Genomic DNA, 23,559 nt, shown 5'->3' with positions numbered 1-23,559 from the left:
TCTCTCGTGGTTCGCTCGCGCCCGGTGCCTTCCCGGCCCGGGCGGGGCATGGTGGTGGCCGGGCCGTGTCGCCTGCCTGCCGCGTCCGGCTGGCCGGAGCGGTCCGGGCGCGGTGACATGGGCGAGGTGACATGGGCGAGGTGCGAAGCAGCGATCCTCGGGCAGGCGAATGGCGTTCGCGGCAGACCGCCCCGGAGCCGCAGAAAGGGATGAACACCGTGACACGACCCAGGATCCTGGTGGTCGGCGCAGGCTTCGCCGGCGTGGAGTGCGTCCGTCGTCTGGAACGTCGGCTCTCCCCGAACGAGGCCGAGATCACTCTGGTGACACCGTTCTCCTATCAGCTCTATCTGCCGCTGCTGCCGCACGTCGCCGCCGGGGTGCTCACCCCCCAGTCGATCGCGCTCTCCCTGCGCCGCAGCAGCAAGTACCGGACCCGGATCATCCCGGGCGGCGCGATCGGGGTGGACCTCAAGGCGAAGGTCTGCGTCGTGCGCACCATCACCGACCGGATCGTCAACGAGCCCTACGACTACATCGTGCTGGCGCCCGGCAGCATCACCCGCACCTTCGACATCCCGGGGCTGACCGACCACGCGTTCGGCATGAAGACGCTCGCGGAGGCCGCGTACGTCCGCGACCACGTCATCTCGCAGCTGGACCTCGCCGACGCCAGCGAGGACCCCGTGGAGCGCGCCTCCCGGCTGCAGTTCGTGGTGGTGGGCGGCGGCTACGCGGGCACCGAGACCGCGGCGTGCCTGCAGCGGCTGACGCACGCGGCCGTCAAGCGCTACACCCGGCTGGACCCGGCCCTGATCAAGTGGCACCTGATCGACATCGCGCCGAAGCTGATGCCGGAGCTGGGCGAGCAGCTCGGCCGGGACGCGCAGCGGATCCTGACGCGGCGCGGCATCGAGATCTCCCTGGGGGTCTCCATCGCCAAGGCCGGGGCCGAGGAGGTCACGTTCACGGACGGCCGGGTGGTCCCCACCCGCACGCTGATCTGGACGGCGGGCGTGGTCGCGAGCCCGCTGATCGCCACGCTCGGCGCGGAGACGGTCAAGGGACGGCTCGCGGTCACCGCGGAGATGTGCCTGCCGGACCACGACGGGGTGTTCGCGCTCGGCGACTCCGCGGCCGTGCCCGACCTCGCCAAGGGTCAGGAGGGTGCCGTCTGCCCGCCCACCGCGCAGCACGCGATGCGGCAGGGCCGGCACGTCGCCGAGAACGTCATCGCCACGCTGCGCAACCAGCCGATGCGGCCGTACGTGCACAAGGACCTCGGTCTCGTCGTCGACCTCGGCGGCGCCGACGCGGTCTCCAAGCCGCTGGGTGTCGAGCTCAAGGGCCTGCCCGCGCAGGCGGTGGCCCGCGGCTACCACTGGTCGGCGCTGCGCACGGGCGTGGCCAAGGCGCGGGTGGCGGCCGACTGGGCGCTGAACGCGATCGCCGGCGACGATTTCGTCCGCACCGGTTTCCAGGCCCGCAAGCCGGCCAAGCTGAAGGACTTCGAGTACACCGACGCCTACCTGACCCCGGAACAGGTGCGGGAGCAGGTGGAGGGGGCGCAGCGGGCGGAGCTGTGACCCCGGCCGCCCCCGCGGCCCGTACCGGTCCGGGGCATGACATGCTGAGAAGTGGATCTCGGCGTGAACCGGCCGGGACATGGCTGGAACCGGCTGCGAGGGCCGGCTGTGAATCGGGAGTGTGTACGGCGGCGTGAAGGCAGCGGGGCGCCCGGCGCGGACACGGCTGCGCGACCGCGTCGCCGCGTCCGACCCCGGGCTGTTGCGGTTGACGGCGGGCTTGCGGACGGTCGGCGCCATCGCGCTGACGCTGGGCGTGCTCGCCCTGTCCGGCGTGGACGTCAAGCATCTGGTGGCGGGCGCCATGGTGGCGATGGTCGCGACCTTCGCCATCCGGGAGAAGGAGCCGGGCCCGCAGGCCGTCACGCTGGCGCTCGCCCTGCCCGTCGCGCTGGCCTCGGTCTCGCTGAGCACGCTGCTCAGCTCGTTGGTCGTCGTCGGTGACGCCTTCTTCGTCGTTCTGATCTTCTGCGCGGTCTTCGTCCGCCGGTTCGGCGACCGGGGCACGGCGCTCGGGCTGATCGGCTTCCAGGTCTACTTCGTGTCGCTGTTCGTCGGCGCGAAGGTGTCCGGGCTGCCGGGGCTGTGGGCCGCGGTCGCCGTGGCGTTCGCGTCCAGCGCGGTGGTGCGCTTCGGGGTGGTCCCGGCGACGCCCGCGCGCATCCTGGGTCTGCTGCGGCAGGCCTTCCGCGCCCGGCTGGCGCAGCTGATCGCCACGCAGATCGACTTGCTGGACGCGGGTCCCGACGCCATCGACAAGACGCTGGAACGCCTGCGCGAGGGCACCGCGCGCCTGCACGAGACGGCCCTGCTGATCCAGTCGCGGCTGGAGGAGGGCACGCCCGACGCGTCCACGGCACGGCTGGTGCAGCGGCGCATCGCGGACGCCGAGATCGCCGCCGAGCGGCTCGGGCTGCTGCTGCTGACCGCGCGCAGCGCCGAGCGGGCCGACACCCTGACCCTGCATCTGCCGGGCGCGCCCGCGCCCACCGTGGGCCGTTCGCCCGCGCCCGGCGAGGCCACGGAGACTCTGCGCCGCGATCTCACGGCGCTGCGCACCCTGGTGCTGCGCCCGCCCGCGGAGGCGCGCGGCACCGGGCTGTCCCACCTGCGCAACCGGCTGCTGGGCTACCGCGACGAGGAGAACCTGCCCGAGGCGACCGCCGCCGTCCAGGACGTGTTCCGCGGCATCGGTGAGACGGCGCGCGCGGTCATGGGCCTCAGGATCGCGCTGGACGGACCGCAGGACGAGTCCGACGACTCACCGGCCACCGCCCGTTCCCGCGAGGAGCTGGACGCCGAGGACGCGGCCATCGACGCCGGTGAGGAGGCGGCCGAGGAGGAGGAGCAGACCGGGCTGCGGCGGCCCACCACTCGTGCCGCGGTGCAGGTGGCCGTGGCGTCGTCGCTGGCCATCGTCGGCGGGGAGTTCCTGTCCACGCAGCGCTGGTACTGGGCGGTGCTCACCTGCTGGATCGTCTTCATCAACACCGCTTCGACCGGCGAGATCCTGGTCAAGGGCTACCGCCGGCTGCTGGGCACCGTGCTCGGGGTGGTGGCCGGCATCGTGCTGGCCGGGCTGGTCGGCAACCACACCTGGACGGCGTTCGGTCTGGTGCTGGTGCTGATCTTCGCCATGTTCTACACGGCGCCGCTGTCCTACACGCTGATGTCGTTCTTCGTCACCGCGATGCTCGGACTGCTGTACACGCTGCTGCACACCTACAGCATGTCGGTACTGCTGCTGCGGGTGGAGGAGACGGCGCTCGGCGCCGCCTGCGGGATCGTGGCGGCGGCGCTGGTGCTGCCGATACGCACCGACCGGCGTACGAACGAACTGCTCGGCACGGTGCTGGAGCGGCTCACCGACGTGACGGAGGGTGCCGTCGACCAGCTCAGCGGAGGGCCCGCGGCCGACCTGCTCGACACGGCGCGGGAGCTGGACCAGGCGCTCGGCGATCTGCGGTCCGCCACCCAGCCGCTGACCCATCCGATCACGCCGCTGCGGGCCCGGCGCGACACGGCCCAGTACGTGGTGGCGCTGCTGGAGACCTGCGCCTATCACGCGCGGTCGCTGGCGGCGACGGCCGAACTGCTGCCCACCCATCCCTCGATCGCGGCCGACCCGCGGCTGCGCGGCGCGGTGCGGCGCACGGTGCGCAACATCGAGGCCATCGGCGCCCGGGTCGCCGACGACGACGCCGGGACTGAGGTGGAGACCGGGCCGAGCATCGCCTCGCTGCTGGAGCCGGACGCCGCCGGAGTGCCGCGGTACGGCCGCATCACGGGCCGGGTGCTGCGGCACCTGGAGCGGCTGGACGAGGCGGTGGTCGGCCTCGCCCGGCCGCTGGGTGTTCCCGTCAGGGCTCCGCAGCGCTGACGGTCCCGCCCGGGTGGTGGGGGTCAGAAGTCGCTGGGCAGGCCACTGGCCTCGGCGATGCCGCGCAGCTCCTCGTTCTGCTGGTGGCGTTCCTTGAGGTAGTCGGCGATCTCGCCGAGACGCTCGGGGTCGGAGGCGGTGGCCGCGTCGGTGACGACCCGGACCGGACCGGTCTCGTCGGTGTCGATCTCGACGACCTCGTTGTCGAGACGACCGGTGACGGCGGTGGCGATGACCAGTGCGGCCTCGTCCCTGATCTCCTGGGGCAGCGCCTCGGCGTTGTCCCCGTCCAGGGAGAAGTCGATGGTCGGCATCTGCTGCTCGTCGATCGCCTGGAGGACCGGTTCCACCACGCTGAGCAGCAGCTGGTAGTCGTCGTTCGGCATGCGAACGCGCAGGAGGTCGAGGTAGACGTCCACGGGACGTCCGTCCGGCGGAGGAATCTCGTGTTCGTTCATTCGCCCCGTGTTCCCCGTGCCGGGCCGCTCAGACCCGTTCCCCGTGCCGGGCCGCTCAGACCCGCCGCAGTCGGGCGAGCACGAAGGAGAAGACGCCGAACAGCACCAGGCCCGCGGCGACACAGACCAGCAGCCAGGGGCCGAGCGGGGTGTCGGCGAAGGAGCGCAGGGTGTCGTCCATCCCCTTGGCCCGGTCGGGTTCGTAGTCGACGGCGGCCCGGACGGCGAAGGTGCCCGCCCCGGCGAAGACCAGACCGCGGGCCACCCCGCCGGCCACGCCCGTGACGTCGACCAGCCGCCGGACACGGGGACCGAGCCCGCCGAGCTTCATCTTCTTGTGAAAGGTGCGGCGGGCGGCCTGTACGCCGATCACCACTCCGGCGACGACGACCGCGGCCCCGGCCGCGCCCACGAGCCAGCGTCCCGCGGGCATGTCCATCACCCTGGCCGTGACGTCCCGGGACTGCCGGTCGCTGGAGCCGCTGCCGCCGGCGCCGGCCGCGAAGGCCAGTACGGAGTAGGCGACGAACGCGTAGAACACGCAGCGGGCCGCAGCGGGCAGGCGCTTCTTCGCCGTGCGGCCGTCCTTGCCCGTGACGCCGAACAGCGCCTCGGACAGTCGCCACAGGGCCATACCGGCGAGCCCGGCACCGAGCGCCCACAGCAGCACGGCCCCGAACGGCTTGTCGGACAGTTCGGCCAGGGCGCCGCCCCGGTCGGCCTGCCGGTTCCCGGCGCCGAAGGCGATCTGCAGGGCCAGGACGCCGACCAGCAGGTAGATGACGCCGCGGGCGGTGAGCCCGGCCCGGGCGGCTCCCTCGGCCGCCGACCCGTTCGCCGCCCGCCGGGCGCGACCTCGTCCGGTGGCCGCCAGGACACGTGCGTTCATGTGGATCCCCTCCCGGACTCCGGATGCCCCGGCTTCCTGCGCGCACACCGTGCGGCCCGTCCGCGCACGGCTCCGGCGTACGGCCGGCGGCGCACGGCTGCCCGTACACCGCGTCAGGCGGGTACGGGCAGCCGTCGCGTCGCGCCCCTGTTCGTCCTCGTCCGCCGGCCGCTCGTCCGTTCGTCCTCCGTCCGCCCCACCCCGTCAGTCCGCCACGCCCGCGTGCGCGCCGCCGGGCACGGGCGTCGGCTCCAGCGCGTCGGCCAGCTGGTGCCGGGCGGCCTCCAGGGCCCGCCCGACGTCACGCGTGCCGGTCGACACGCACAGCGTGTAGGCCAGGTCCCGGGTCCGCGGCCCGGGTTCGCCCGTCGCGCCCGCGGGCTCGTCCACCGCGGCCGCCTCGTACTCCGCCAGGAGCCTGCGCAGTACCTCGGGGTGTGGCGTCAGCATCCGTCTCGTCCCTCCCTGGTCCCCTGTCCGTGGCACGTGTCGTCCGTCCGGCTCGTCACGTGCGCACGGCGTGGCCGGGGCGGGCGGTCCGCTCCCCCATCGCCTCGTCGCGCACGCGGGCGCAGCTGCGGCTGATGAGCCGCGAGACGTGCATCTGCGAGATGCCCAGGCAGTCGGCGATGCGGCTTTGCGTCATGTCCTCGAAGAAGCGCATGTAGAGAATGGCGCGCTCGCGTTCGGGCAGCCTGCGCAGGCCCTCCTTGGCGGATTCGCGGTCGATCACGGTGTCGTACGAGGCGTCGGCCGCGCCGAGGGTGTCCGCGAGGCTGTAGCCGTCGTCGCCGGCCGACAGTTCGGCGTCCAGCGACAGGGTGCTGAAGCTCTCCAGCGCCTCCATGCCGGCGCCGACCTCGTCCTCGGTCAGCCCGGTGTGGGCGGCGAGGGCGGCCACCGAGGGCTCGGGGCTGCCCGGGCTCTGGGCGAGTTCCCGGCGGGCGACGCGCACCTTGTTGCGCAGTTCCTGGACCCGGCGGGGCACCCTGAGGGCCCACATCCGGTCGCGGAAGTGGCGCTTGACCTCGCCGGTGATGGTGGGCACGGCGTAGCTCTCGAAGGCGCCCCGCTCGGGGTCGAAGCGGTCGATGGCCTTGACCAGGCCGAGCGCCGCCACCTGGCGGAGGTCCTCGATGGATTCGCCGCGGTCCCGGAACCGTCCGGCGATGCGGTGGGCCATGGGCAGCCAGGCCGTGACGAGTTCGTCGCGGACGGCGTCGCGCTCGGGTCCGTCCGGCAGTCCGGCCAGGCGGCCGAAGAGGGCCATGGTGTCGGGCGTGTCGTCGTGTCGGCGGCGGGTCGGGGCGGCGGAGGGGTCGGTGGCGGGCTGAGGGGTACCGGGACGGATGGTGGGCGTTTCTATGAGCATGCGGATCCGCTCCTGAACGGTGGTCTCAGGGGACTTCCGCGGGAACGGCGCTGTCCGGGTCGCCCCGGCAGAGCCGGAGTACCGAAACAGCCGTACCGCTCCCGCTGCTGCGCCTCCGGTCCGAAGCACGAATCTGCGACTGCCCCTGCCCCGGTGGAACAAACTCCGCTTTTCGAAAAGTCATCAGGACAGCGGAACGACGACGGTGATGCACTTGCCGCCCGAGGGAAGATCTGCCACGCGCACCTCTCGGGCCAGCCGGCAGACGATCGGCCAGCCCCGGCCGCCGAGGCGCCGCCGTCCGCGGTCGTCGGTGGGCGGCACCGCCACCGGGAGGTCGTGGCTGCGGTCGCACACCGACAGGCGCACTCCGGGGTGCACTCCGGGCCCCACGACGTCGACCTGGAAGTCGGTGATGCCGCCGCCGTGCAGGATGGCGTTGGTGGTCAGTTCCGAGGCCACGAGCACGGCGTCGGAGAGGGCACCCACGTCGCACGCCGCGAGGCCGTGGATGCCCCGGCACTCGGTGACGGCGTGCTCGACCGCCTTGCGCGCGTCGGCGGGCCTGCACGGCCGGTACCGGCGGTGCGTGTCCGTGCTCCGCCGTTCGACGGGTCGGGTCGTGTCCCTCTCGCTCATCCGTCGGCTCCCTGGTAGGTGGACGGTCCGGTCCGGCCGGCGTGCTTGCCGTGCGGCCCCGTCACTGTCGGCTGACCCATGCCGGTACCGGCAAACCTTCGGTCCTCCTTGCGGCCCAAGGGATCCGGGCGCCCTGCGGGGGTACGCGGAGTGCATGACGGATGTTGTGGACTCGGACGAACTGCTGCGCCGCATGCATCGCGCGAGGGCATGTGCGCTGGAGGAGGGACGCAGCTGGCGGGCGCGCAGCGAGGAGCTGCGGCCGACCGACCCGGAGGGCTCGCGGGAGGCCGCCGTACGGACGGTGGCGTACGAGGCCGTCCTGCGGGTGCTCGACGAGGTGCTGACCCCGGGCCGGAACTCGCGGTGAGGGACCTCGGGGCGGATTGACGCGCCGCCGGGAGGGAAACCGGGCGGCATGACCGCCGATCACCGCCGCGCACCTGTCCTGGAGCCCCTCGTCGGGTACCGCCGCGAGGGCCGGCTGTCGTTCACGCCGCCCGGGCACAAGCAGGCGCGCGGAGTGGACCCGGCGGTGCGCGAGGTGCTGGGCGACGCGGTGTTCCACGGCGACGTGCTGGCACGGCCGGGCTCGACGACCGCCTCACCCGGGGCCGCATGCTGCAGCGCGCCCAGGAGCTGATGGCCCACACCGTCCACGCCGATCACACGTTCTTCTCGACGTGCGGGAGTTCCCTGTCGGTGAAGGCGGCGATGCCGGCGGTCGCGGGACCGCACGAGAAGCTGCTGATCGGCCGGGACGCCCACAAGTCCGTGGTCTCGGGCCTGATCCTGTCCGGCATCGAGCCGGTCTGGGTCGAACCGCGCTGGGACGCCGAGCGGCATCTGACCCGTCCGCCGTCCGCGGCGGCCTTCGAGGCGGCCTTCGCCGCCCGTCCCGACGCCAAGGGGGCCCTGGTCACCAGCCCGACTCCGTACGGCGCGAGCGCCGATCTGCGGGCCGTCGCCGAGGTCTGCCACCGGCGTTCGGCGCAGCTGATCGTCGACGAGGCGTGGGGCGCGCATCTGCCCTTCCACCCCGACCTGCCGTCCTGGGCGATGGACGCGGGCGCCGACATCTGCGTGACCAGCATCCACAAGATGGGCAGCGGTCTCGAGCAGGGCTCGGTGTTCCACCTGCGCGGCGACCTGGTGCAGCCCAGGCTCCTCGGCATGCGTGCCGACCTGCTGAGCACCACCAGCCCGTCGGTGCTGATCTTCGCCGGTCTCGACGGCTGGCGCCGCCAGATGGCGCTCGGCGGGCGGGAGCTGATGGGCGGCGCGCTGAAACTGGCGGCCGACGTACGCGCGGCCGTCGAGGAGATCGACGGCATGCACGTCAACGACCGCGACGACTTCTGCGGTCCGGGGGCGGCACACGGCTTCGATCCGCTGCCGGTCGTCATCGACCTCGACGGGCTCGGTGTCTCGGGCTTCCGGGCGGCGGACTGGCTGCGCGAGCACCGCGGCGTGGTCGCCCACATCACCGACCACCGCCGCATCGGCGCGCAGATCACCCACGGCGACGACCGGGAGACGGCGGACGAGCTGCTCACCGCCCTCAAGGACCTCGCCCGCGCCGCCCCCGGCCTGGGCCCCGCCCCGCGCGTCGAGGTGCCGTCCCCCGCGGAGCTGCGGATGCCCCAGGTGTGCCTGCCCCGGGACGCGTTCTTCGGCCCCACCGAGGACGTGCCCCTGGACCGGGCGGTCGGCCGGGTCGCGGCGGAGATGATCACGCCGTATCCGCCCGGCATTCCCGCCGTCCTGCCGGGCGAGCGGCTGGCCGAGCCGGTCCTGCGCTATCTGCGCAGCGGTCTGGAGGCCGGGATGTACCTCCCCGATCCGACCGATCCGGCACTGGAGACGATCAGGGTGGTCGCGGAGGGTGACCAGTGAGGAGAGGGCCGGGGGGGAGGCGAGTGAAACGGGTCACTCGCCCCGGTACCGGATTCGCGGAACACCCAGAGATGGTTTAGCGTTCATCCATACGTGGCGACGGAGTCGACGGAAATGTCCTCCGCGGTCACCGCTTGCGGCCCTGGCCGGCCTCCCCCGTCCGGCCAGGGCTTTTTCATGTCCTTTTCACGTCCTCGCGCTCCCGTCCCCGGTTCCCGCACGGGATCCGCCGGCCGCCGAGGTGCTCAGGGCGCCTGCAGCGACTGAAATGGGCATAGGGAAAGCCCCGGAACCGAATCGCCGGCGAGGAGTCCCGTGCCATGACCAAAGCGATCAAACTCCTGACCGCCCTCCCCCGCCCCCAGCGCGCGCGGCTGATGGAACTGGCCCAGGAGGTCTCCTTCCCGGAGGACGAACGGATCTTCGAGGCGGGGAGCAGGGCGGACCGTTTCTGGGTCATCCGCTCCGGCGCGGTCTCCCTGACCCAGCAGGTGACGTCCCTGCAACGGGTCACGGTCGCCAGCCTCGGCGTGGGCGACCTGCTCGGCTGGTCCTGGCTGTTCCCGCCCTACGAGTGGGACTTCGGCGCCGAGGCGTTCAGCCCGGTGCGCGCCTACGAGTTCGAGGCGTCCTCCGTGCTCGACCTGTGCGAGCGGGACCCGCAGCTGGGCATCGTGCTGGTGCGCTCGGTCGCGGAGATCCTCGCGCACCGGCTGGAGTCCACCAGGGGCCGGCTCATGGAGCACTACGCGCTGCACGGACGCGGCTCCCTGTGAGCGGCCGTCAGACGCGGTAGCGGCGCAGCGCCGGCATCGCGGCGGCCAGGGCCAGCATCACCGCCACGACGAGCAGCCCGCCGCCGGCCACGGCCTCCCGTGCGCCGAAGGCGGAGCCGGCGCCGCCGTGCAGGACGTCGGCGAGCCGCGGTCCGCCCGCGACGACGACGGTGAACACGCCCTGCATGCGCCCGCGCATCTCGTCGGTGGCCGCGGACAGCAGGATCGCCCCGCGGAACACCATGGAGACCATGTCGGCGATTCCGGCCACGGCCAAGAACGTCACCGCGAGCCACAGGCTGCCGCTCAGCCCGAAGCCGGTGATGGCGGCGCCCCACACGACGACCGCTCCGATCACCATCCAGCCGTGCCGGCGGGCCCGCGAGAAGGTGCCGGAGAACAGCCCGCCGGCCACCGCACCGATGGGAACGGCCGCGAACAGCAGGCCGAGCGCCAGCCCCTCGCCGTAGGAGGAGTACGTCTCGGCGGCGAGTTGCGGGAACAGGGCGCGGGGCATGCCGAAGACCATGGCGACGATGTCGGCCAGGAAGGACAGCAGCAGCACCTTGTGCCCGGCGATGTAGCGGAAGCCGGCCACGACCTCGCGCACGCCCGCGCGCCGCACCGCCGTGCCCGCCAGCGGCGGCAGGGCGGGGAGCCGGTAGACCGCCCACACGGTGACGCACAGGGCCAGGGCGTCGATCAGGTACAGCTCGGGCAGCCCGATCACCGGGATCAGCGCGCCGGCGAGCAGCGGGCCGACCACCTGTCCGGTCTGCATGACGGTCGAGCCGAGCGCGTTCGCCGCGGGCAGTTCGTCCTCGGGCACCAGCCGGGCGATGGAGGCGTTGCGGGCCGGGGCGTTCAGGCCCCAGAAGGCCTGCTGCAGGGCGAGCAGGACCATCAGGGCGGCCACCGACTCCATGCCGGTGACCGCCTGTATCCAGAAGAGCAGCGAGGTCACCGCGATGCCGGTGTTGGTGATCAGCAGCAGTTTGCGGCGGTCCATGGTGTCGGCCACGGCGCCGCCCCACAGCGCGAACACGATGAGCGGCAGCAGGCCGGCGAGGCTCGCGGCGCCCACCCAGGCCGAGGACCCGGTGATGTCGTAGATCTGCTTGGGTACGGCGACCGCGGTGAGCTGGCTGCCGACGGCAGTGACGATGGTCGAGGACCACAGCCTGCGGTAGGCCGGGCGGCGCAGGGGGCGGGTGTCCACGGCCCAGCGGCGCCACCCGCGCTGCCGGGCCCCGTCCGGCGCCGGGTCCTTCGCTCCGGATTCGGTGCCGCTGTTGCTGCTCTCGCTCGTGTCCACGCGCTTCCCACATGCTCGGTACATCTTTCGGCTGCGGGGATCACTATCGCAGCTCCGTTCGAGCCCGCCGGACGCGTTGGCCGGTCACCGGTCCCGCTCACGCCCCGACGACGAGGGAGACGCCGAGGACGATCATGGTGGCTGCCACCAGGCCGTCCAGGACCCGCCAGGCCGAGGGCCGGGCCAGGAAGCGGCCGAGGCAGCGGGCGCCGAAGCCGAGCGCGGCGAACCAGACCAGGCTGGCGACGGCGGCTCCGAGACCGAAGGTCCAGCGCAGCGGCCCCCGGTCGGCGGCGACGGAGCCCAGCAGGAACACGGTGTCCAGGTAGACGTGCGGGTTCAGCCAGGTCAGCGCCAGGCAGGTGAGCACGGCCCGGCGGCGGGAGCCCGCGGCGTCGCCGTCCGCCCGCAGCGCGCCGGACGGACGGAACACCCGCCGGGCGGCCAGGGCGCCGTAGCAGAGCAGGAAGGCGCCGCCGATCCAGCCGACGGCGGTCAGCGCGCCCGGCCAGGCCACCACCACGGCGCCGACCCCGCCGACGCCGAGGGCGATGAGCACGGCGTCGGACAGCGCGCAGATGCCGACCACGGCGAGGACGGCGTCGCGGCGGACCCCCTGACGCAGGACGAAGGCGTTCTGGGCGCCGATGGCGACGATGAGCGAGAGTCCGGTGCCGAAGCCGGCGGCGGCTGCCGTGAGGGCGCTGTTCATGCCCTCGACGCTAAGCGGACGATCACAGGACGTACAGCTAAAGATTCTTACGTAACATTAGCCAGTGTGATGACGACATGATGACGACCTTCGCGGATCTGCCGCTGGACCATGTGCGCACCCTGCTGGCCGTCGTGGACGAGGGCACGTTCGACGCGGCCGCCGCCGCTCTGCACGTGACGCCGTCCGCGGTCAGCCAGCGGGTGAAGGCGCTGGAGCAGCGCACCGGCCGGGTGCTGCTGCTGCGCACCAAGCCGGTGCGGGCGACCGACTCCGGTGCCGTGCTGGTGCGGCTGGCCCGCCAGGTGGCGCGGCTGGAGCGGGACGCCTCGGCCGAGCTGGGCCTGAGGGGGGAGGGCGAGCCGACCCGGGTGACGGTGGCGGTGAACGCCGACTCGCTGGCGACCTGGTTCCTGCCGGCCCTCACCCGCATTCCCCGGGAGCCCGCCCTCTGCTTCGAACTGCGCCGCGAGGACGAGGGCCACACGGCGACGCTGCTGCGGGAGGGCGTGGTGATGGCGGCGGTCACGTCCTCGCCCGAACCGGTGCCGGGCTGCACGGTCCGGACGCTGGGCCGGATGCGCTATCTCCCCTGCGCCGCACCCGAGTTCGCCGCCCGGCATCTGGCCGCGCCGCCGCGGGAGGCCGTCGCGGACGCCCCGGTGGTGGTCTTCGACCGGCGGGACGACTTCCAGGACGCCTTCGCGCGCCGGCTCGGTCACCGCGGCGCGAGTGCCGCGCGGCACTACGTGCCGACCTCGGAGGGATTCGTCGAGGCGGTCGCCGCCGGGCTGGGCTGGGGCATGGTCCCGCAGCCGCAGGCCGAGCCCCTGCTGCGCACCGGCCGGCTCGTCGGTTTCGCCCCGGACCTGGCGGTGGACGTCACGCTGTACTGGCAGCAGTGGAAGCTCGACTCCCCGGCGCTGGCCACGGTGGCGGACGCGGTGGTCACGGCCGCCGCGGAGGCGCTGAGCCGGTAGACGCACGGCGCCGGACACGGCGTCCCACGCGGGCCGCGCCGGTTTCACCCCGCTGTCGACAGGTCACCCGCAACGGAGTAAGCCATGCACGAGGGCCCGAACGAGACCGATCGCAGGTGACTTTGATGGACAACTGGCGAGAGCACGCCGCATGCCGGACGGAGGACCCCGACCTCTTCTTTCCGATCGGCACCACCGGCCCGGCCGCTTTGCAGACCGAGCAGGCGAAGGCGGTCTGCCGGACCTGCCCGGTCCAGGAGCAGTGTCTGCGCTGGGCCCTGGACACCGGGCAGACCCTCGGCGTGTGGGGCGGCACCAGCGAGCTCGAACGCCGGGCGCTCAAGCGGCGCGAGGCCGCGCGCCGGAGGTCGGGCTGACGGAGGCAGTTGGCGGACACGGGAGACGTGACACCGCTGACGGCGGCCGCGTACCCCGACGGGAGCCATGCCTCCGTGCCGCTCAGCCCGTCTGCCGTGCCGCGGCCCGGCCCGCCGCCCGTCCGGAGAACAGGCAGCCGCCCAGGAAGGTGCCCTCCAGCGCGTTGTACCCGTGCACCCCTCCCCCGCCGAAGCCGGCCACCTCGCCGGCCGCGTACAGGCCCTCGACCGGGGTGCCGTCGGCGCCCAGGGCGCGGGAGTTGAGGTCGGTCTGGATGCCGCCGAGGGTCTTGCGGGTGAGGATGTGCAGCTTGACGCCGATCAGCGGGCCCGCCGCCGGGTCGAGGAGGCGGTGCGGGGTGGCGACGCGGCCGAGCCGGTCGCCGATGTAGCGACGGGCGTTGCGGATGCCCTGCACCTGGGCGTCCTTGGCGTACGGGTTGGCCATCTGTAGGTCCCGGGCCTCGATCTGGCGGCGGAGTGCCCCGGCGTCCAGGAGCGGTTTGTCCGTCAACCGGTTCATCTTCTCCACCAGTTGCTCCAGGTCCGGCGCGGTCACGAAGTCGGCGCCGTTGCGCAGGAACGCGTCCACGGGGGCCGGGGCGCCCTTGCCCAGGACGCGTTCGCGCAGGAAGCCGGCGCGGTCCTTGGCGGTGATGTCCGGGTTCTGCTCGGAGCCCGAGAGCGCGAACTCCTTCTCGACGATCTTCTGGGTGAGGACGAACCAGGAGTGGTCGTGGCCCGCGAGGCCCTCCGCGGTGCGCAGGTGGCGCAGGGTGCCGAGGGTGTCGTAGCCGGGCAGGTACGGCTCCGGCAGGCGGCGGCCCAGCGCGTCGAACCACATCGAGGACGGTCCGGGCAGGATGCGGATGCCGTGGCCGGGCCAGATCGGGTCCCAGTTGCGTACGCCCTCGGTGTAGTGCCACATGCGGTCGCGGTTGACCAGGCGGGCGCCCGCCTCGGCGCTGATGTCGAGCATCCGTCCGTCGACGTAGGCGGGGACGCCGGTGACCATCCGGGCGGGCGGGGTGCCGAGCCGTTCGGGCCAGTGGCGGCGGACGATGTCGTGGTCGGCGCCGATGCCGCCGGAGGTGACGATCACGGCCTGGGCGGTGAGTTCGAACTCCCCGGCCGCTTCACGGCTGGAGGCGACGCCGCGCGGTGAGCCGTCCGGGGCGAGCACGGTGCCGCGCACCCCGCGCGCGGTGCCGCCCTCGACGACCAGGTGGTCGACGCGGTGGCGGTGGTGGAGGGTGAGCAGCCCGTCCCGCACGGCCTGCTTCGCGTACCGCACGAAGGGCTCGACGACCCCCGTGCCGGTGCCCCAGGCGATGTGGAACCGGGGCACGGAGTTGCCGTGACCGCCGGCCCTCAGGTCGCCGCGCTCGGCCCAGCCGACGGTGGGCAGGAAGGTGATGCCGTGTCCGGCGAGCCAGGACCGCTTCTCCCCCGCCGCCCACTCCACGTAGGCCCGCGCCCAGCGCACGGCCCAGGAGTCCTCGTCGTCGGCGCGGTCGAAGCCGGCGCTGCCCTGCCAGTCGTTCCAGGCCAGGTCGAAGGAGTCCTTGACGCCGAGCCGGCGCTGCTCCGGGGAATCGACGAGGAAGAGGCCGCCGAAGGACCAGAAGGCCTGCCCGCCGAGGTTGGCCGCGTTCTCCTGGTCGACCAGGGCGACCCTCCTGCCCCGGCTGGTCAGCTCGTGGGCCGCGACCAGGCCCGCGAGACCCGCTCCGACCACGATGACGTCGGCATCCATGGCGACCGTCCCTTCCTGTTGCGTCATTGGCGGGCGCTGCCGTCGGTGAGCAGCGCGGTGAGCAGCCGGCCGAGCCAGACCCGGGCGTGTGCGACGTCCCGGTCCAGGAGCAGCTGGGTGGTGACCCCGTCGTACGCGGCGACCACGGCGTGCGCGGCGCCCTCCGTGTCGCCCAGCACGGCGGGCAGGGCGGTGTGCCCGCGGGCCCGGGCGAGCCGGTCGGCGATCGACCGCCTGAGCCGGGCCCGGTGCTCCAGCAGCGTCCGGGCGACTTCCGGGTCGCGGGCGGCGTGCACGAGGAAGTCCGTCTTCACCAGGAGCCAGTCCCGGTCCAGGAGCAGCACCTCGGTGACGCGCTCCACGGCGTCCGGCACGTCCAGGCCGGGGCCGTCGGAGGCGAGGGCCGCGGACACCTGCTCGGCGATCAGGTCGGCCCGTTGCCCGTAGAGGGCGAAGAACAGCTCGTCGAGGGTGTCGAAGTTGGAGTAGAAGGCGCCCCGGCTGTATCCGGCGGCCTCGCAGACCTCCTCGATCGACACCCGCCCGAACCCCTTGGCGGCGAACACCTCGAACGCGGCGTCCAGGAGGTTGGCGCGGGTGCGCGCGCGGCGCCTGGTCACCCGCCCGGTCGTCTCCCGCACCGCCATGCCCGGCCCCTTCCCTCCGTGCCCCTCCGTGCCCCCGCCTGATGCGCGAATGTATCGGATACACCCGTGTATCGAAAGGGGTCACGACGCTAATAGAACGCATTTTCGAGCAAGGAGTACGCTGGTCCCATGACCACGCACCTCCAGGGCTCGCTCTTCGACCAGACCGACGAGGTCCGGCTGGGCCCGCTCGACGGGCTGCGCCGCACCCATCTCGGCTCCGGGGCCTGGATCGACCTGCTCCCCGGGTGGCTGAGCGGCGCCGACGCCCTGTTCGAGCGGCTGGCCACCGAGGTCCCCTGGCGCGCGGAGCGGCGTGAGATGTACGAGCGGGTCGTCGACGTACCCCGGCTGCTGGCGTTCTACGGCGCGGCCGACCCGCTGCCGGACCCGCTGCTGGCCGAGGCGCGCACGGCACTGTCCGCGCACTACGCCGAGGAACTGGGCGAGCCGTTCACGACGGCGGGCCTGTGCCACTACCGCGACGGCCGGGACAGCGTCGCCTGGCACGGCGACCGGATCGGACGCGGCGCGCGCCGGGACACGATGGTCGCGATCCTCTCCGTCGGCGCGCCCCGCGACCTGTTGCTGCGCCCGGCGGGCGGGGGCGGCGAGACCGTGCGCCGCCCGCTGGGCCACGGCGACCTGATCGTGATGGGCGGCTCCTGCCAGCGGACCTGGGAGCACTGCGTCCCCAAGAGCACCCGCGCCGCCGGGCCCCGCATCAGTGTCCAGTTCCGCCCGCACGGCGTGCGCTGAGGGCCGGGCAACCGTCCGCGCTCCGTTTCTGGTTGGCTGTCCCCCGCTGGTGCAGCCAACCTGAGACGCGGGAGACCATGAGCACGGACGTACGGCAAGTGGCCGACGGCACCTACCTGGTGCACGGCGGCAACACCAACTGGGTCATCCTCACCGACGGCGACGCGGTGACCCTCGTCGACACCGGATACCCCGGCGACCGCCGGGCGCTGCTCGACTCCCTGGCCGCCGTAGGGAGTTCACCGGAGGCGGTGGCGGCGGTGCTGATCACCCACGCGCACAACGACCACCTGGGCTCGGCCGAGTACCTGCGCGCCACCCACGGCACCCCGGTCCTCCTGCATGAGGCCGAGGTCCCGCACGCCCGGCGCGACTACCTCCAGCAGGTGTCGGTCGGCACGGTGCTGCGCAACGCCTGGCGGCCCGGCGTACTGCCGTGGATGAGGCACGTGCTGCGCACCGGCGGCACAGAGCAGCACCCGGTGACCGCGCCCGCGGCCTTCCCCGCGGACGGCGCCCTCGACCTGCCCGGCCGCCCCGTGCCGGTGCACACCCCCGGGCACACCGACGGCCACTGCGTCTACCACCTCCCGGACGCCGGTGTGGTGATCTCCGGCGACGCGCTGGTCAGCGGGCACGCCATCTCCCGGATCGAGGGACCGCAGCTGCTGCCCGACCTGTTCCACCACGACCGGCCGCGCGCGATCGCCTCGCTCGACGTCGTCGCCGGGCTGGAGGGCGACCTGCTGCTCCCCGGCCACGGCCCCCTCCACCACGGGCCGGTGAAGGACGCCGCGGAACTGGCCCGGGAACGGGCGTCCTAGAGTCGGGGCATGGCCTTGCAGATCAGTGCCACCAATCCGGAGCACCCCGCTCTCCTGCTCGAACTGCCCTGGCAGCTGCCGCTTGAGCAGTGGCCCGAGGAGTACCTCGTGCCGCTGCCGCGCGGCATCTCCCGGCACGTGGTCCGCTACGCGCGCGCCGGGGACGAGGTGATCGCCGTCAAGGAACTGGCCGAGCGGCCCGCGCTGCGCGAGTACCAGCTGCTGCGCGATCTGGACCGGCTCGCCATCCCGGCGGTGGACGCGCTGGCCGTGATCACCGGCCGCACGGACACCGCCGGGGGCGCGCTGGAGCCGGTGCTGGTCACCCGGCACCTGGGCGGATCGCAGCCGTACCGGTCGATGTTCGAGACGACGCTGCGCCCCGCGACGATGCACCGTCTGATGGACGCCCTCGCGGTGCTGCTCGTGCGGCTGCACCTGGCCGGGTTCGCCTGGGGGGACTGCTCGCTGTCCAACACGCTCTTCCGGCGCGACGCGGGTGCCTACGCCGCCTACCTGGTCGACGCGGAGACCGGGGAGCTGCACCCGCGGCTGAGCCCCGGGCAGCGCGACTACGACCTCGACCTGGCCCGGGTGAACATCAGCGGGGAACTGCTCGACCTGGAGGCCTCCGGGGCACTGCACCCCTCCGTCGACCCGGTCGACTTCGGCACGGAGATATGCGCCCGCTACCGGGGCCTGTGGGAGGAGCTGACCCGCACCTCCGTCTATCCGGCGGGCAAGTACCACTACATCGAGCGCCGGATCCGGCGCCTGAACGACCTGGGCTTCGACGTGGCCGAGATGCAGATCGAGCACGCCTCCAACGGCGACACGGTCACCTTCGTGCCCAAGGTCGTCGACGCCGGTCACCACCAGCGCCAGCTGCTGCGGCTGACCGGCCTGGACGCCGAGGAGAACCAGGCCAGGCGGCTGCTGAACGACCTGGAGAGCTGGATGGCCACCCAGGACGACTACGCCCCGGGCGACCCTCCCCCAAGCTCTCGACTTCGCTCGGGCAGGGGGGACCCCCATGGCGCCCGCCCGGAGGTCCTCGCCCACCGCTGGGTGCGCGAGGTCTTCCGGCCCACCGTGCGCGCCGTGCCGGTGGAGCTGCGCGGCGCGATGGACCCGGCGGAGATCTACCATGAGCTGCTGGAGCACCGCTGGTACCTGTCCGAGCGGGCCCAGCACGACATCGGCCTGGACACGGCGGTCGAGGACTACATCGTCGACATCCTGCCCAGGGCCCGGGAGACCCTGCAGCCCACGGCGGACTGAGCGGCCCGCCGGGTCCTCACGCGTGCGGGACCACCGCCACGGGGCACTCCGCGTGGTGCAGCACGCCGTGCGCCACCGAGCCGATCCGGGCGCCGACGGCGCCGCGGCGGGCCCGGCGGCCGACGACCATCAGCTGGGCGTTCGCGGACACCGACAGCAGCACCTGGCCGGCGCTGCCCATCTCCACGTGCTCGACCACGGGCACGTCGGGGAAGCGCTCGCGCCAGGGGGCGAGGGCCTCGCCGAGCGCCTTGCGCTCGTACTGCTCCAGGCCCCCGGCCTCGTCGGCGAGCGCCATGGAGCCGGGGCTGTAGGTGAACACGGTCGGCAGGGTCCAGGCCCGCACGGCACGTACGGTGGCGCCCCGCGCAGCGGCCGCCTCGAACGCGAACCCGATGACGTCGGCGCTGTCCTCGGGCTCGCCCTGCTGGCCCACGACGACCTCGCGGCCCGCGGCCTCGGCGGCGGCCTCGGCACCGGCACGCACGAGGACGACCGGCCGGGTGGCCTCGGCGATCACCTGCCGGCCGACCGAGCCGAGCAGGAAGCCGACGACCGGTCCGTGACCGCGCGAGCCGAGGACCAGCGTCCCGGCGTCGGCCGCGGCGGCGAGCAGGGCCGCGACGGCGTCCCCCTCACGCAGGTCGGTGGTCACCGTGAGGCCGGAGTGCCGTTCGGCGACGGTGCCGACCGCCTCGGCGAGAGCGTCCCGCGCCCACTTCTCCTGGGTCTCCCGGTCCACCGTGCCGGCCACGCCCCGGTCCTGGAACCGCCAGGCGTGCACGACGTGCAGCGGGGCATCGCGACGGACCGCCTCCCTCGCCGCCCAGGCCAGTGCGGCCAGGCTCTCCTCGGAACCGTCCAAGCCTGCCGTGATCGGGCGCGTCATGCGGGTCACTCCCTGGGTCGCGGTCACGTCGTTCATGGCGCCCAGTCTTCCCCAAGCCGTTCCCGTCACCGCGCAGGGGGAGCGGGCGGGCGCCGGCGGCCCCCGCGCCGCCTGAGCGAGGACCGGCGATCGAACATACGATGGGTCGCAGGCCGGTGCGGTGACGGGCACGCCGTGCCGTGAATCCGGCCGCGCGACGTGGGGGACGTATGGCACAGGCCGACGGGGAGACACGGACCGTCATCATGACCGTGGACGACGATCCGGGGGTCTCCCGTGCCGTCGCCCGCGACCTGCGGCGACGCTACGGCGCCACGTACCGGATCGTGCGCGCGGAGTCCGGCGGGTCGGCGCTGGAGGCGCTGCGCGAACTGAAGCTGCGCGGCGACCTGGTGGCCGTGATCCTCGCCGACTACCGGATGCCGCAGATGAACGGCATCGAGTTCCTCGAACAGGCCCTGGACGTGTATCCCGGCGCCCGGCGGGTGCTGCTGACCGCCTACGCGGACACCAACGCGGCGATCGACGCGATCAACGTCGTCGATCTGGACCACTACCTGCTCAAGCCGTGGGACCCGCCCGAGGAGAAGCTGTACCCGGTCGTGGACGACCTGCTCCGGGCCTGGCGCGCCGGCGACCACCGTCCGGTGCCCAGCACGAAGGTCGTCGGGCACCGCTGGTCGGCGCGGTCCTCGGAGGTCCGGGAGTTCCTGGCGCGCAATCAGGTGCCCTACCGCTGGTACTCCGCCGACGAGCCGGAGGGGCGGCGGCTGCTGTCGGCGGCCGGGCAGGGCGGGGAGCGCCTGCCGGTGGTGATCACGCCGGACGGGACCCCGCTGGTCGAGCCGGAGGCGCCCGAGCTGGCCGCCCGGGTGGGCCTGGCGACCACGCCGACGGCCGACTTCTACGACCTGGTGGTGATCGGCGGCGGCCCGGCCGGGCTCGGCGCGGCCGTGTACGGGGCCTCGGAGGGGCTGCGTACGGTGCTGGTGGAGCGGTCGGCGACCGGTGGGCAGGCCGGCCAGAGCTCCCGCATCGAGAACTACCTCGGCTTCCCCGACGGCGTCTCCGGCGGCCAGCTCACCGAGCGGGCCCGGCGGCAGGCGGCGAAGTTCGGCGCCGAGATCCTCACAGCGCGCGAGGTGACCGGCCTGGAGGCGAACGGCGCGGCGCGCGTCGTCCGGTTCTCGGACGGCTCGGCGATCGCCGCGCACAGCGTCATCCTGGCGACCGGCGTGTCCTACCGGCAGCTGACCGCGCCGGGCACGGAGGACCTGGCCGGCTGCGGGGTGTTCTACGGCTCGGCGCTGACCGAGGCGGCCTCCTGCCAGGGCCACGACGTGTACATCGTCGGCGGTGCCAACTCGGCCGGGCAGGCGGCGATGTACCTGGCCCGGGGCGCCAAGTCGGTGACGCTGCTGGTCCGCGGCGGCTCCCTGGAGGCGTCGATGTCGTACTACCTGATCCAGCAGATCGAGGAGACGCCCAACATCCGGGTGCGCTGCGGCACCGTCGTCGAGGGTGCGCACGGCGACGGCCACCTGGAGCGGCTGACGCTGCGCGACGCGGGGAGCGGCGCCACCGAACTCGTCGACGCGCAGTGGCTGTTCGTGTTCATCGGCGCGGCTCCGCTGACCGACTGGCTGGACGGCACGGTGCTGCGCGACGGGCGCGGGTTCATCCTCGCCGGGCCCGACCTGACGCCGGACGGGCGGCCGCCGGCCGACTGGGAGCTGGACCGGCCGCCGTACCACCTGGAGACCAGCGTCCCGGGCGTGTTCGTGGCGGGCGACGCCCGCGCGGAGTCCGCCAAGCGGGTCGCGTCCGCCGTCGGAGAGGGAGCCATGGCCGTGATGCTCGTCCACCGTTACCTGGAGCAGTCGTGAGCGGCCGGCCGATGCCGTGCAGCCCCGGCGAGATCGGGGAACTGTTCCTGTTCGAGAAGCTGACGCCCGAGCAGTTGGGGCGGCTGTGCGCCGAGGGCCGGGTGGAACTCTTCGACCCCGGACCGGTGTACGCCGAGGGCGAGGACGCCACCTGCTTCTACGTGCTGCTGGAGGGCACGGTCGTGCTGACCCGCCGGGTCGGCGGGGACGACGTGGAGACCAACCGCACCTCGCAGCGCGGGGTGTACGCGGGCGCGATGCAGGCGTACGTCGGCGACCGGGTGCCGCAGGTCTACAACAACTCCCTGCGGGTCACCGAGCCGACGCGGTTCTTCGTGCTGCCGGCCGACACCTTCGCGGCCGTCATGCGCGAGTGGTTCCCGATGGCCGTGCATCTGCTGGAGGGGCTGTTCTTCGGCTCCAAGAACACCCAGCGCACCATCGGGCAGCGCGAGCGGCTGCTGGCGCTGGGCTCGCTGTCCGCCGGGCTCACCCACGAGCTGAACAACCCGGCGGCGGCCGCGGTGCGGGCGACCTCGACGCTGCGGGAGCGGGTCGCGAAGATGCGGCACAAGCTCGCCGTGATCGCCGAGGGCCCGTTCTCCCGCGAAGCGCTCGCGGAGCTCATGGAGATCCAGGAGCGCACGGCGGAGCGGGTCGCCAAGGCGCCCTCGCTCAGCCCGCTGGAGGCCTCCGACCGCGAGGACGAACTCGGCGACTGGCTGGCCGACCACGGCATCGAGCACGGCTGGCAGCTGGCTCCGACCTTCGTGCAGGCCGGTCTCGACACCGGGTGGCTGGAGCAGGTCGCGGCGGCCGTGGACGCGGAGATCCTGCCGGGAGCGGTCGGCTGGCTCAACTACACGGTCGAGACCGAGCTGCTGATGAACGAGATCGCGGACTCCACCGCCCGCATCTCGCACCTGGTGGACGCCGCCAAGCAGTACGCGCAGCTCGACCGGGCGCCCTACCGGACGGTCGACGTCCACGAACTGCTCGACAGCACCCTGCTGATGCTCTCCGGCAAGATCGGCCCGCGGATCGAGGTCGTCAAGGAGTACGACCGTACGGTGCCCGGGATTCCGGCGTATCCGGCGGAGCTGAACCAGGTGTGGACGAACCTGATCGACAACGCCGTCGCCGCGGTGAACGAAGCGGGCGGCGAGGGCACGCTGGCCGTGCGCACCGCGCTCCACCACGACCGGCTGCTGGTGGAGTTCCGCGACACCGGCAGCGGGATCGCACCGGAGATCCGGGAGCGCGTCTTCGATCCGTTCTTCACCACCAAGCCGGTGGGCGAGGGCACCGGGCTCGGGCTGGACATCTCCTGGCGGATCGTGGTCGACAAGCACCACGGCGGCCTCCAGGTCGAGTCCGAGCCGGGCGACACCCGTTTCCAGGTGCTCCTGCCGCTCACCGCCACGGAGTCCGATCCGGCAGACCCGGCCGATGCGACCGGGCCCGCCGGTCCAGTCGATGCGAACGAGGAGCCGGTATGACCAGCGACACCGGAATCGACCCCACCGTCCCGCCGAGCGGTACCGGCTGCGCCGAGTGCGACGCGGTCGGCGGCTGGTGGTTCCACCTGCGGCGCTGCGCGAGCTGCGGCCACGTCGGCTGCTGCGACAGCTCCCCGGGACAGCACGCGACGGACCACTACCGGTCCACCGGGCACCCGGTGGTGCAGAGCTTCGAACCGGGCGAGGACTGGTACTGGGACTACGCGACCAACGAGGTCCGCGCGTCGGGTCCGGGGCTCGCGCCGCCCGGCAGCCACCCGCAGGACCAGCCGTCACCGGGCCCGGCGGGCCGCGTCCCGTCGGACTGGGCGGCCACGCTCCACCGCTGACCCACCCGACAGTGACCACCGCGACGGCCCGAGGCCCACCCGCACACCCGCCGCTCACGGCGCGCCGGCCCGGCACTCGACCGTCCGGTCCCGAGGTGTATTCGTCCGCCGCAGACCCACCCGGACACGAGCCCGGAACCTCCACAGGCACCCGGCCGCTCACCGAACAGGAGCACCCGCCCACCCCGGCACCACCCCGACCGGGCACCCGCCGCTCACGCACCACAGGCCGGTGCGGAGAGGCCGCCGCCCGCGGACCGGCCCGGGACGTCCACGGGCGTCCGGGCG

At 73.4% G+C, this 23,559-nt stretch carries 22 protein-coding genes and 1 pseudogene; 13 read left to right on the top strand and 10 right to left on the bottom strand.

The annotated features are described in order from the left end of the window. Positions 1-209: 209 nt before the first annotated feature. A complete protein-coding gene (locus ACIQFU_RS27905) occupies positions 210-1,586 on the top strand; it encodes an NAD(P)/FAD-dependent oxidoreductase (RefSeq protein ID WP_402555005.1) in 1,377 nt (458 codons plus the stop codon). A gap of 133 nt (positions 1,587-1,719) precedes the next feature. Further along, complete coding sequence (locus ACIQFU_RS27900) at positions 1,720-3,966, top strand: FUSC family protein (RefSeq protein ID WP_402555003.1); 2,247 nt, start codon at positions 1,720-1,722, stop codon at positions 3,964-3,966. Between the two features lie 23 nt (positions 3,967-3,989). On the opposite strand, the gene ACIQFU_RS27895 is transcribed toward ACIQFU_RS27900, so the two are convergent. The 5 genes from ACIQFU_RS27895 to ACIQFU_RS27875 all read right to left on the bottom strand — a co-directional run bounded on the left by ACIQFU_RS27895 (position 3,990) and on the right by ACIQFU_RS27875 (position 7,324). Beyond that, positions 3,990-4,424 carry a hypothetical protein gene (locus ACIQFU_RS27895; protein WP_042825638.1) on the bottom strand — a complete coding sequence of 145 codons (435 nt, stop codon included), beginning with the start codon at positions 4,422-4,424 and terminating at the stop codon, positions 3,990-3,992. A gap of 55 nt (positions 4,425-4,479) precedes the next feature. Beyond that, complete coding sequence (locus ACIQFU_RS27890) at positions 4,480-5,313, bottom strand: DUF1206 domain-containing protein (RefSeq protein WP_402555002.1); 834 nt, start codon at positions 5,311-5,313, stop codon at positions 4,480-4,482. Between the two features lie 204 nt (positions 5,314-5,517). Next, complete coding sequence (locus ACIQFU_RS27885) at positions 5,518-5,763, bottom strand: DUF5133 domain-containing protein (protein ID WP_402555000.1); 246 nt, start codon at positions 5,761-5,763, stop codon at positions 5,518-5,520. 55 nt (positions 5,764-5,818) lie between these two features. Then, positions 5,819-6,685, bottom strand: coding sequence for a SigB/SigF/SigG family RNA polymerase sigma factor (locus tag ACIQFU_RS27880; RefSeq protein ID WP_402554999.1), 867 nt, complete (start codon positions 6,683-6,685; stop codon positions 5,819-5,821). Between the two features lie 183 nt (positions 6,686-6,868). Further along, entirely contained in the window at positions 6,869-7,324 is a 456-nt protein-coding gene (locus tag ACIQFU_RS27875) for an ATP-binding protein (protein WP_402554997.1), read from the bottom strand. 154 nt (positions 7,325-7,478) lie between these two features. On the opposite strand from ACIQFU_RS27875, the gene ACIQFU_RS27870 reads away from it, so the two are divergent. The 3 genes and pseudogenes from ACIQFU_RS27870 (at position 7,479) to ACIQFU_RS27860 (ending at position 9,996) form a co-directional block, all read left to right on the top strand. Next, on the top strand, positions 7,479-7,694 hold the full coding sequence (locus tag ACIQFU_RS27870) for a hypothetical protein (RefSeq protein WP_373901225.1): 216 nt from the start codon (positions 7,479-7,481) through the stop codon (positions 7,692-7,694). 48 nt (positions 7,695-7,742) lie between these two features. Beyond that, positions 7,743-9,220 (top strand): annotated as a pseudogene (locus ACIQFU_RS27865) (aminotransferase class I/II-fold pyridoxal phosphate-dependent enzyme). Positions 9,221-9,540: 320 nt separating this feature from the next. After that, positions 9,541-9,996, top strand: coding sequence for a cyclic nucleotide-binding domain-containing protein (locus ACIQFU_RS27860; protein ID WP_402554995.1), 456 nt, complete (start codon positions 9,541-9,543; stop codon positions 9,994-9,996). 7 nt (positions 9,997-10,003) lie between these two features. Here ACIQFU_RS27860 and ACIQFU_RS27855 read toward each other — a convergent pair whose 3' ends face one another. Next, on the bottom strand, positions 10,004-11,311 hold the full coding sequence (locus ACIQFU_RS27855) for an MFS transporter (protein ID WP_402554993.1): 1,308 nt from the start codon (positions 11,309-11,311) through the stop codon (positions 10,004-10,006). 97 nt (positions 11,312-11,408) lie between these two features. After that, on the bottom strand, positions 11,409-12,023 hold the full coding sequence (locus ACIQFU_RS27850; RefSeq protein ID WP_402554991.1) for a LysE/ArgO family amino acid transporter: 615 nt from the start codon (positions 12,021-12,023) through the stop codon (positions 11,409-11,411). A gap of 77 nt (positions 12,024-12,100) precedes the next feature. Between ACIQFU_RS27850 and ACIQFU_RS27845 the strand changes: the two genes are divergently transcribed. Both ACIQFU_RS27845 and ACIQFU_RS27840 read left to right on the top strand, forming a co-directional pair. Then, a complete protein-coding gene (locus tag ACIQFU_RS27845) occupies positions 12,101-13,003 on the top strand; it encodes a LysR family transcriptional regulator ArgP (RefSeq protein ID WP_402554989.1) in 903 nt (300 codons plus the stop codon). A gap of 125 nt (positions 13,004-13,128) precedes the next feature. After that, the gene (locus ACIQFU_RS27840) at positions 13,129-13,380 is read left to right on the top strand and encodes a WhiB family transcriptional regulator (RefSeq protein ID WP_003971835.1); all 252 of its coding nucleotides are present in this window, start codon (positions 13,129-13,131) and stop codon (positions 13,378-13,380) included. 82 nt (positions 13,381-13,462) lie between these two features. On the opposite strand, the gene ACIQFU_RS27835 is transcribed toward ACIQFU_RS27840, so the two are convergent. Together ACIQFU_RS27835 and ACIQFU_RS27830 are read right to left on the bottom strand one after the other, a co-directional pair. Continuing rightward, complete coding sequence (locus tag ACIQFU_RS27835; RefSeq protein ID WP_402555038.1) at positions 13,463-15,136, bottom strand: FAD-binding dehydrogenase; 1,674 nt, start codon at positions 15,134-15,136, stop codon at positions 13,463-13,465. A 23-nt stretch (positions 15,137-15,159) separates the two neighbouring features. Beyond that, entirely contained in the window at positions 15,160-15,783 is a 624-nt protein-coding gene (locus tag ACIQFU_RS27830; protein ID WP_402554987.1) for a TetR/AcrR family transcriptional regulator, read from the bottom strand. Positions 15,784-15,912: 129 nt separating this feature from the next. Here ACIQFU_RS27830 and ACIQFU_RS27825 point away from each other — a divergent pair, with 129 nt between their 5' ends. The 3 genes from ACIQFU_RS27825 (at position 15,913) to ACIQFU_RS27815 (ending at position 18,647) form a co-directional block, all read left to right on the top strand. Next, positions 15,913-16,542, top strand: coding sequence for an alpha-ketoglutarate-dependent dioxygenase AlkB (locus ACIQFU_RS27825; RefSeq protein ID WP_402554986.1), 630 nt, complete (start codon positions 15,913-15,915; stop codon positions 16,540-16,542). A 77-nt stretch (positions 16,543-16,619) separates the two neighbouring features. Continuing rightward, positions 16,620-17,366, top strand: coding sequence for an MBL fold metallo-hydrolase (locus tag ACIQFU_RS27820; RefSeq protein ID WP_402554985.1), 747 nt, complete (start codon positions 16,620-16,622; stop codon positions 17,364-17,366). Between the two features lie 9 nt (positions 17,367-17,375). Continuing rightward, positions 17,376-18,647 (top strand): DUF4032 domain-containing protein, encoded by a 1,272-nt coding sequence (locus ACIQFU_RS27815; protein ID WP_402554984.1) that lies wholly within the window; start codon positions 17,376-17,378, stop codon positions 18,645-18,647. Positions 18,648-18,663: 16 nt separating this feature from the next. Here the strand turns inward: ACIQFU_RS27815 and ACIQFU_RS27810 are convergent, their stop codons facing one another. Beyond that, the gene (locus tag ACIQFU_RS27810) at positions 18,664-19,536 is read right to left on the bottom strand and encodes a universal stress protein (RefSeq protein ID WP_402555036.1); all 873 of its coding nucleotides are present in this window, start codon (positions 19,534-19,536) and stop codon (positions 18,664-18,666) included. Between the two features lie 209 nt (positions 19,537-19,745). Between ACIQFU_RS27810 and ACIQFU_RS27805 the strand changes: the two genes are divergently transcribed. From ACIQFU_RS27805 to ACIQFU_RS27795, 3 genes are read left to right on the top strand one after another with little or no spacing between them, the layout of a single operon-like run. After that, positions 19,746-21,422 carry an FAD-dependent oxidoreductase gene (locus ACIQFU_RS27805; protein ID WP_402554983.1) on the top strand — a complete coding sequence of 559 codons (1,677 nt, stop codon included), beginning with the start codon at positions 19,746-19,748 and terminating at the stop codon, positions 21,420-21,422. Positions 21,423-21,433: 11 nt separating this feature from the next. Then, positions 21,434-22,921, top strand: a complete 1,488-nt coding sequence (locus ACIQFU_RS27800) for an ATP-binding protein (protein WP_402555035.1) — start codon at positions 21,434-21,436, stop codon at positions 22,919-22,921. Then, positions 22,918-23,271, top strand: coding sequence for a UBP-type zinc finger domain-containing protein (locus ACIQFU_RS27795; protein WP_402554981.1), 354 nt, complete (start codon positions 22,918-22,920; stop codon positions 23,269-23,271). Before ACIQFU_RS27800 ends, ACIQFU_RS27795 begins: the two co-directional genes overlap by 4 nt. Positions 23,272-23,559: the final 288 nt, after the last annotated feature.

Source organism: Streptomyces sp. NPDC093065 (assembly GCF_044754585.1).
Taxonomy (GTDB): Bacteria; Actinomycetota; Actinomycetes; order Streptomycetales; family Streptomycetaceae; genus Streptomyces.
The sequence above is the reverse complement of the archived record's forward strand: the minus strand, read 5'-3'. Positions and strand labels throughout refer to the sequence as shown.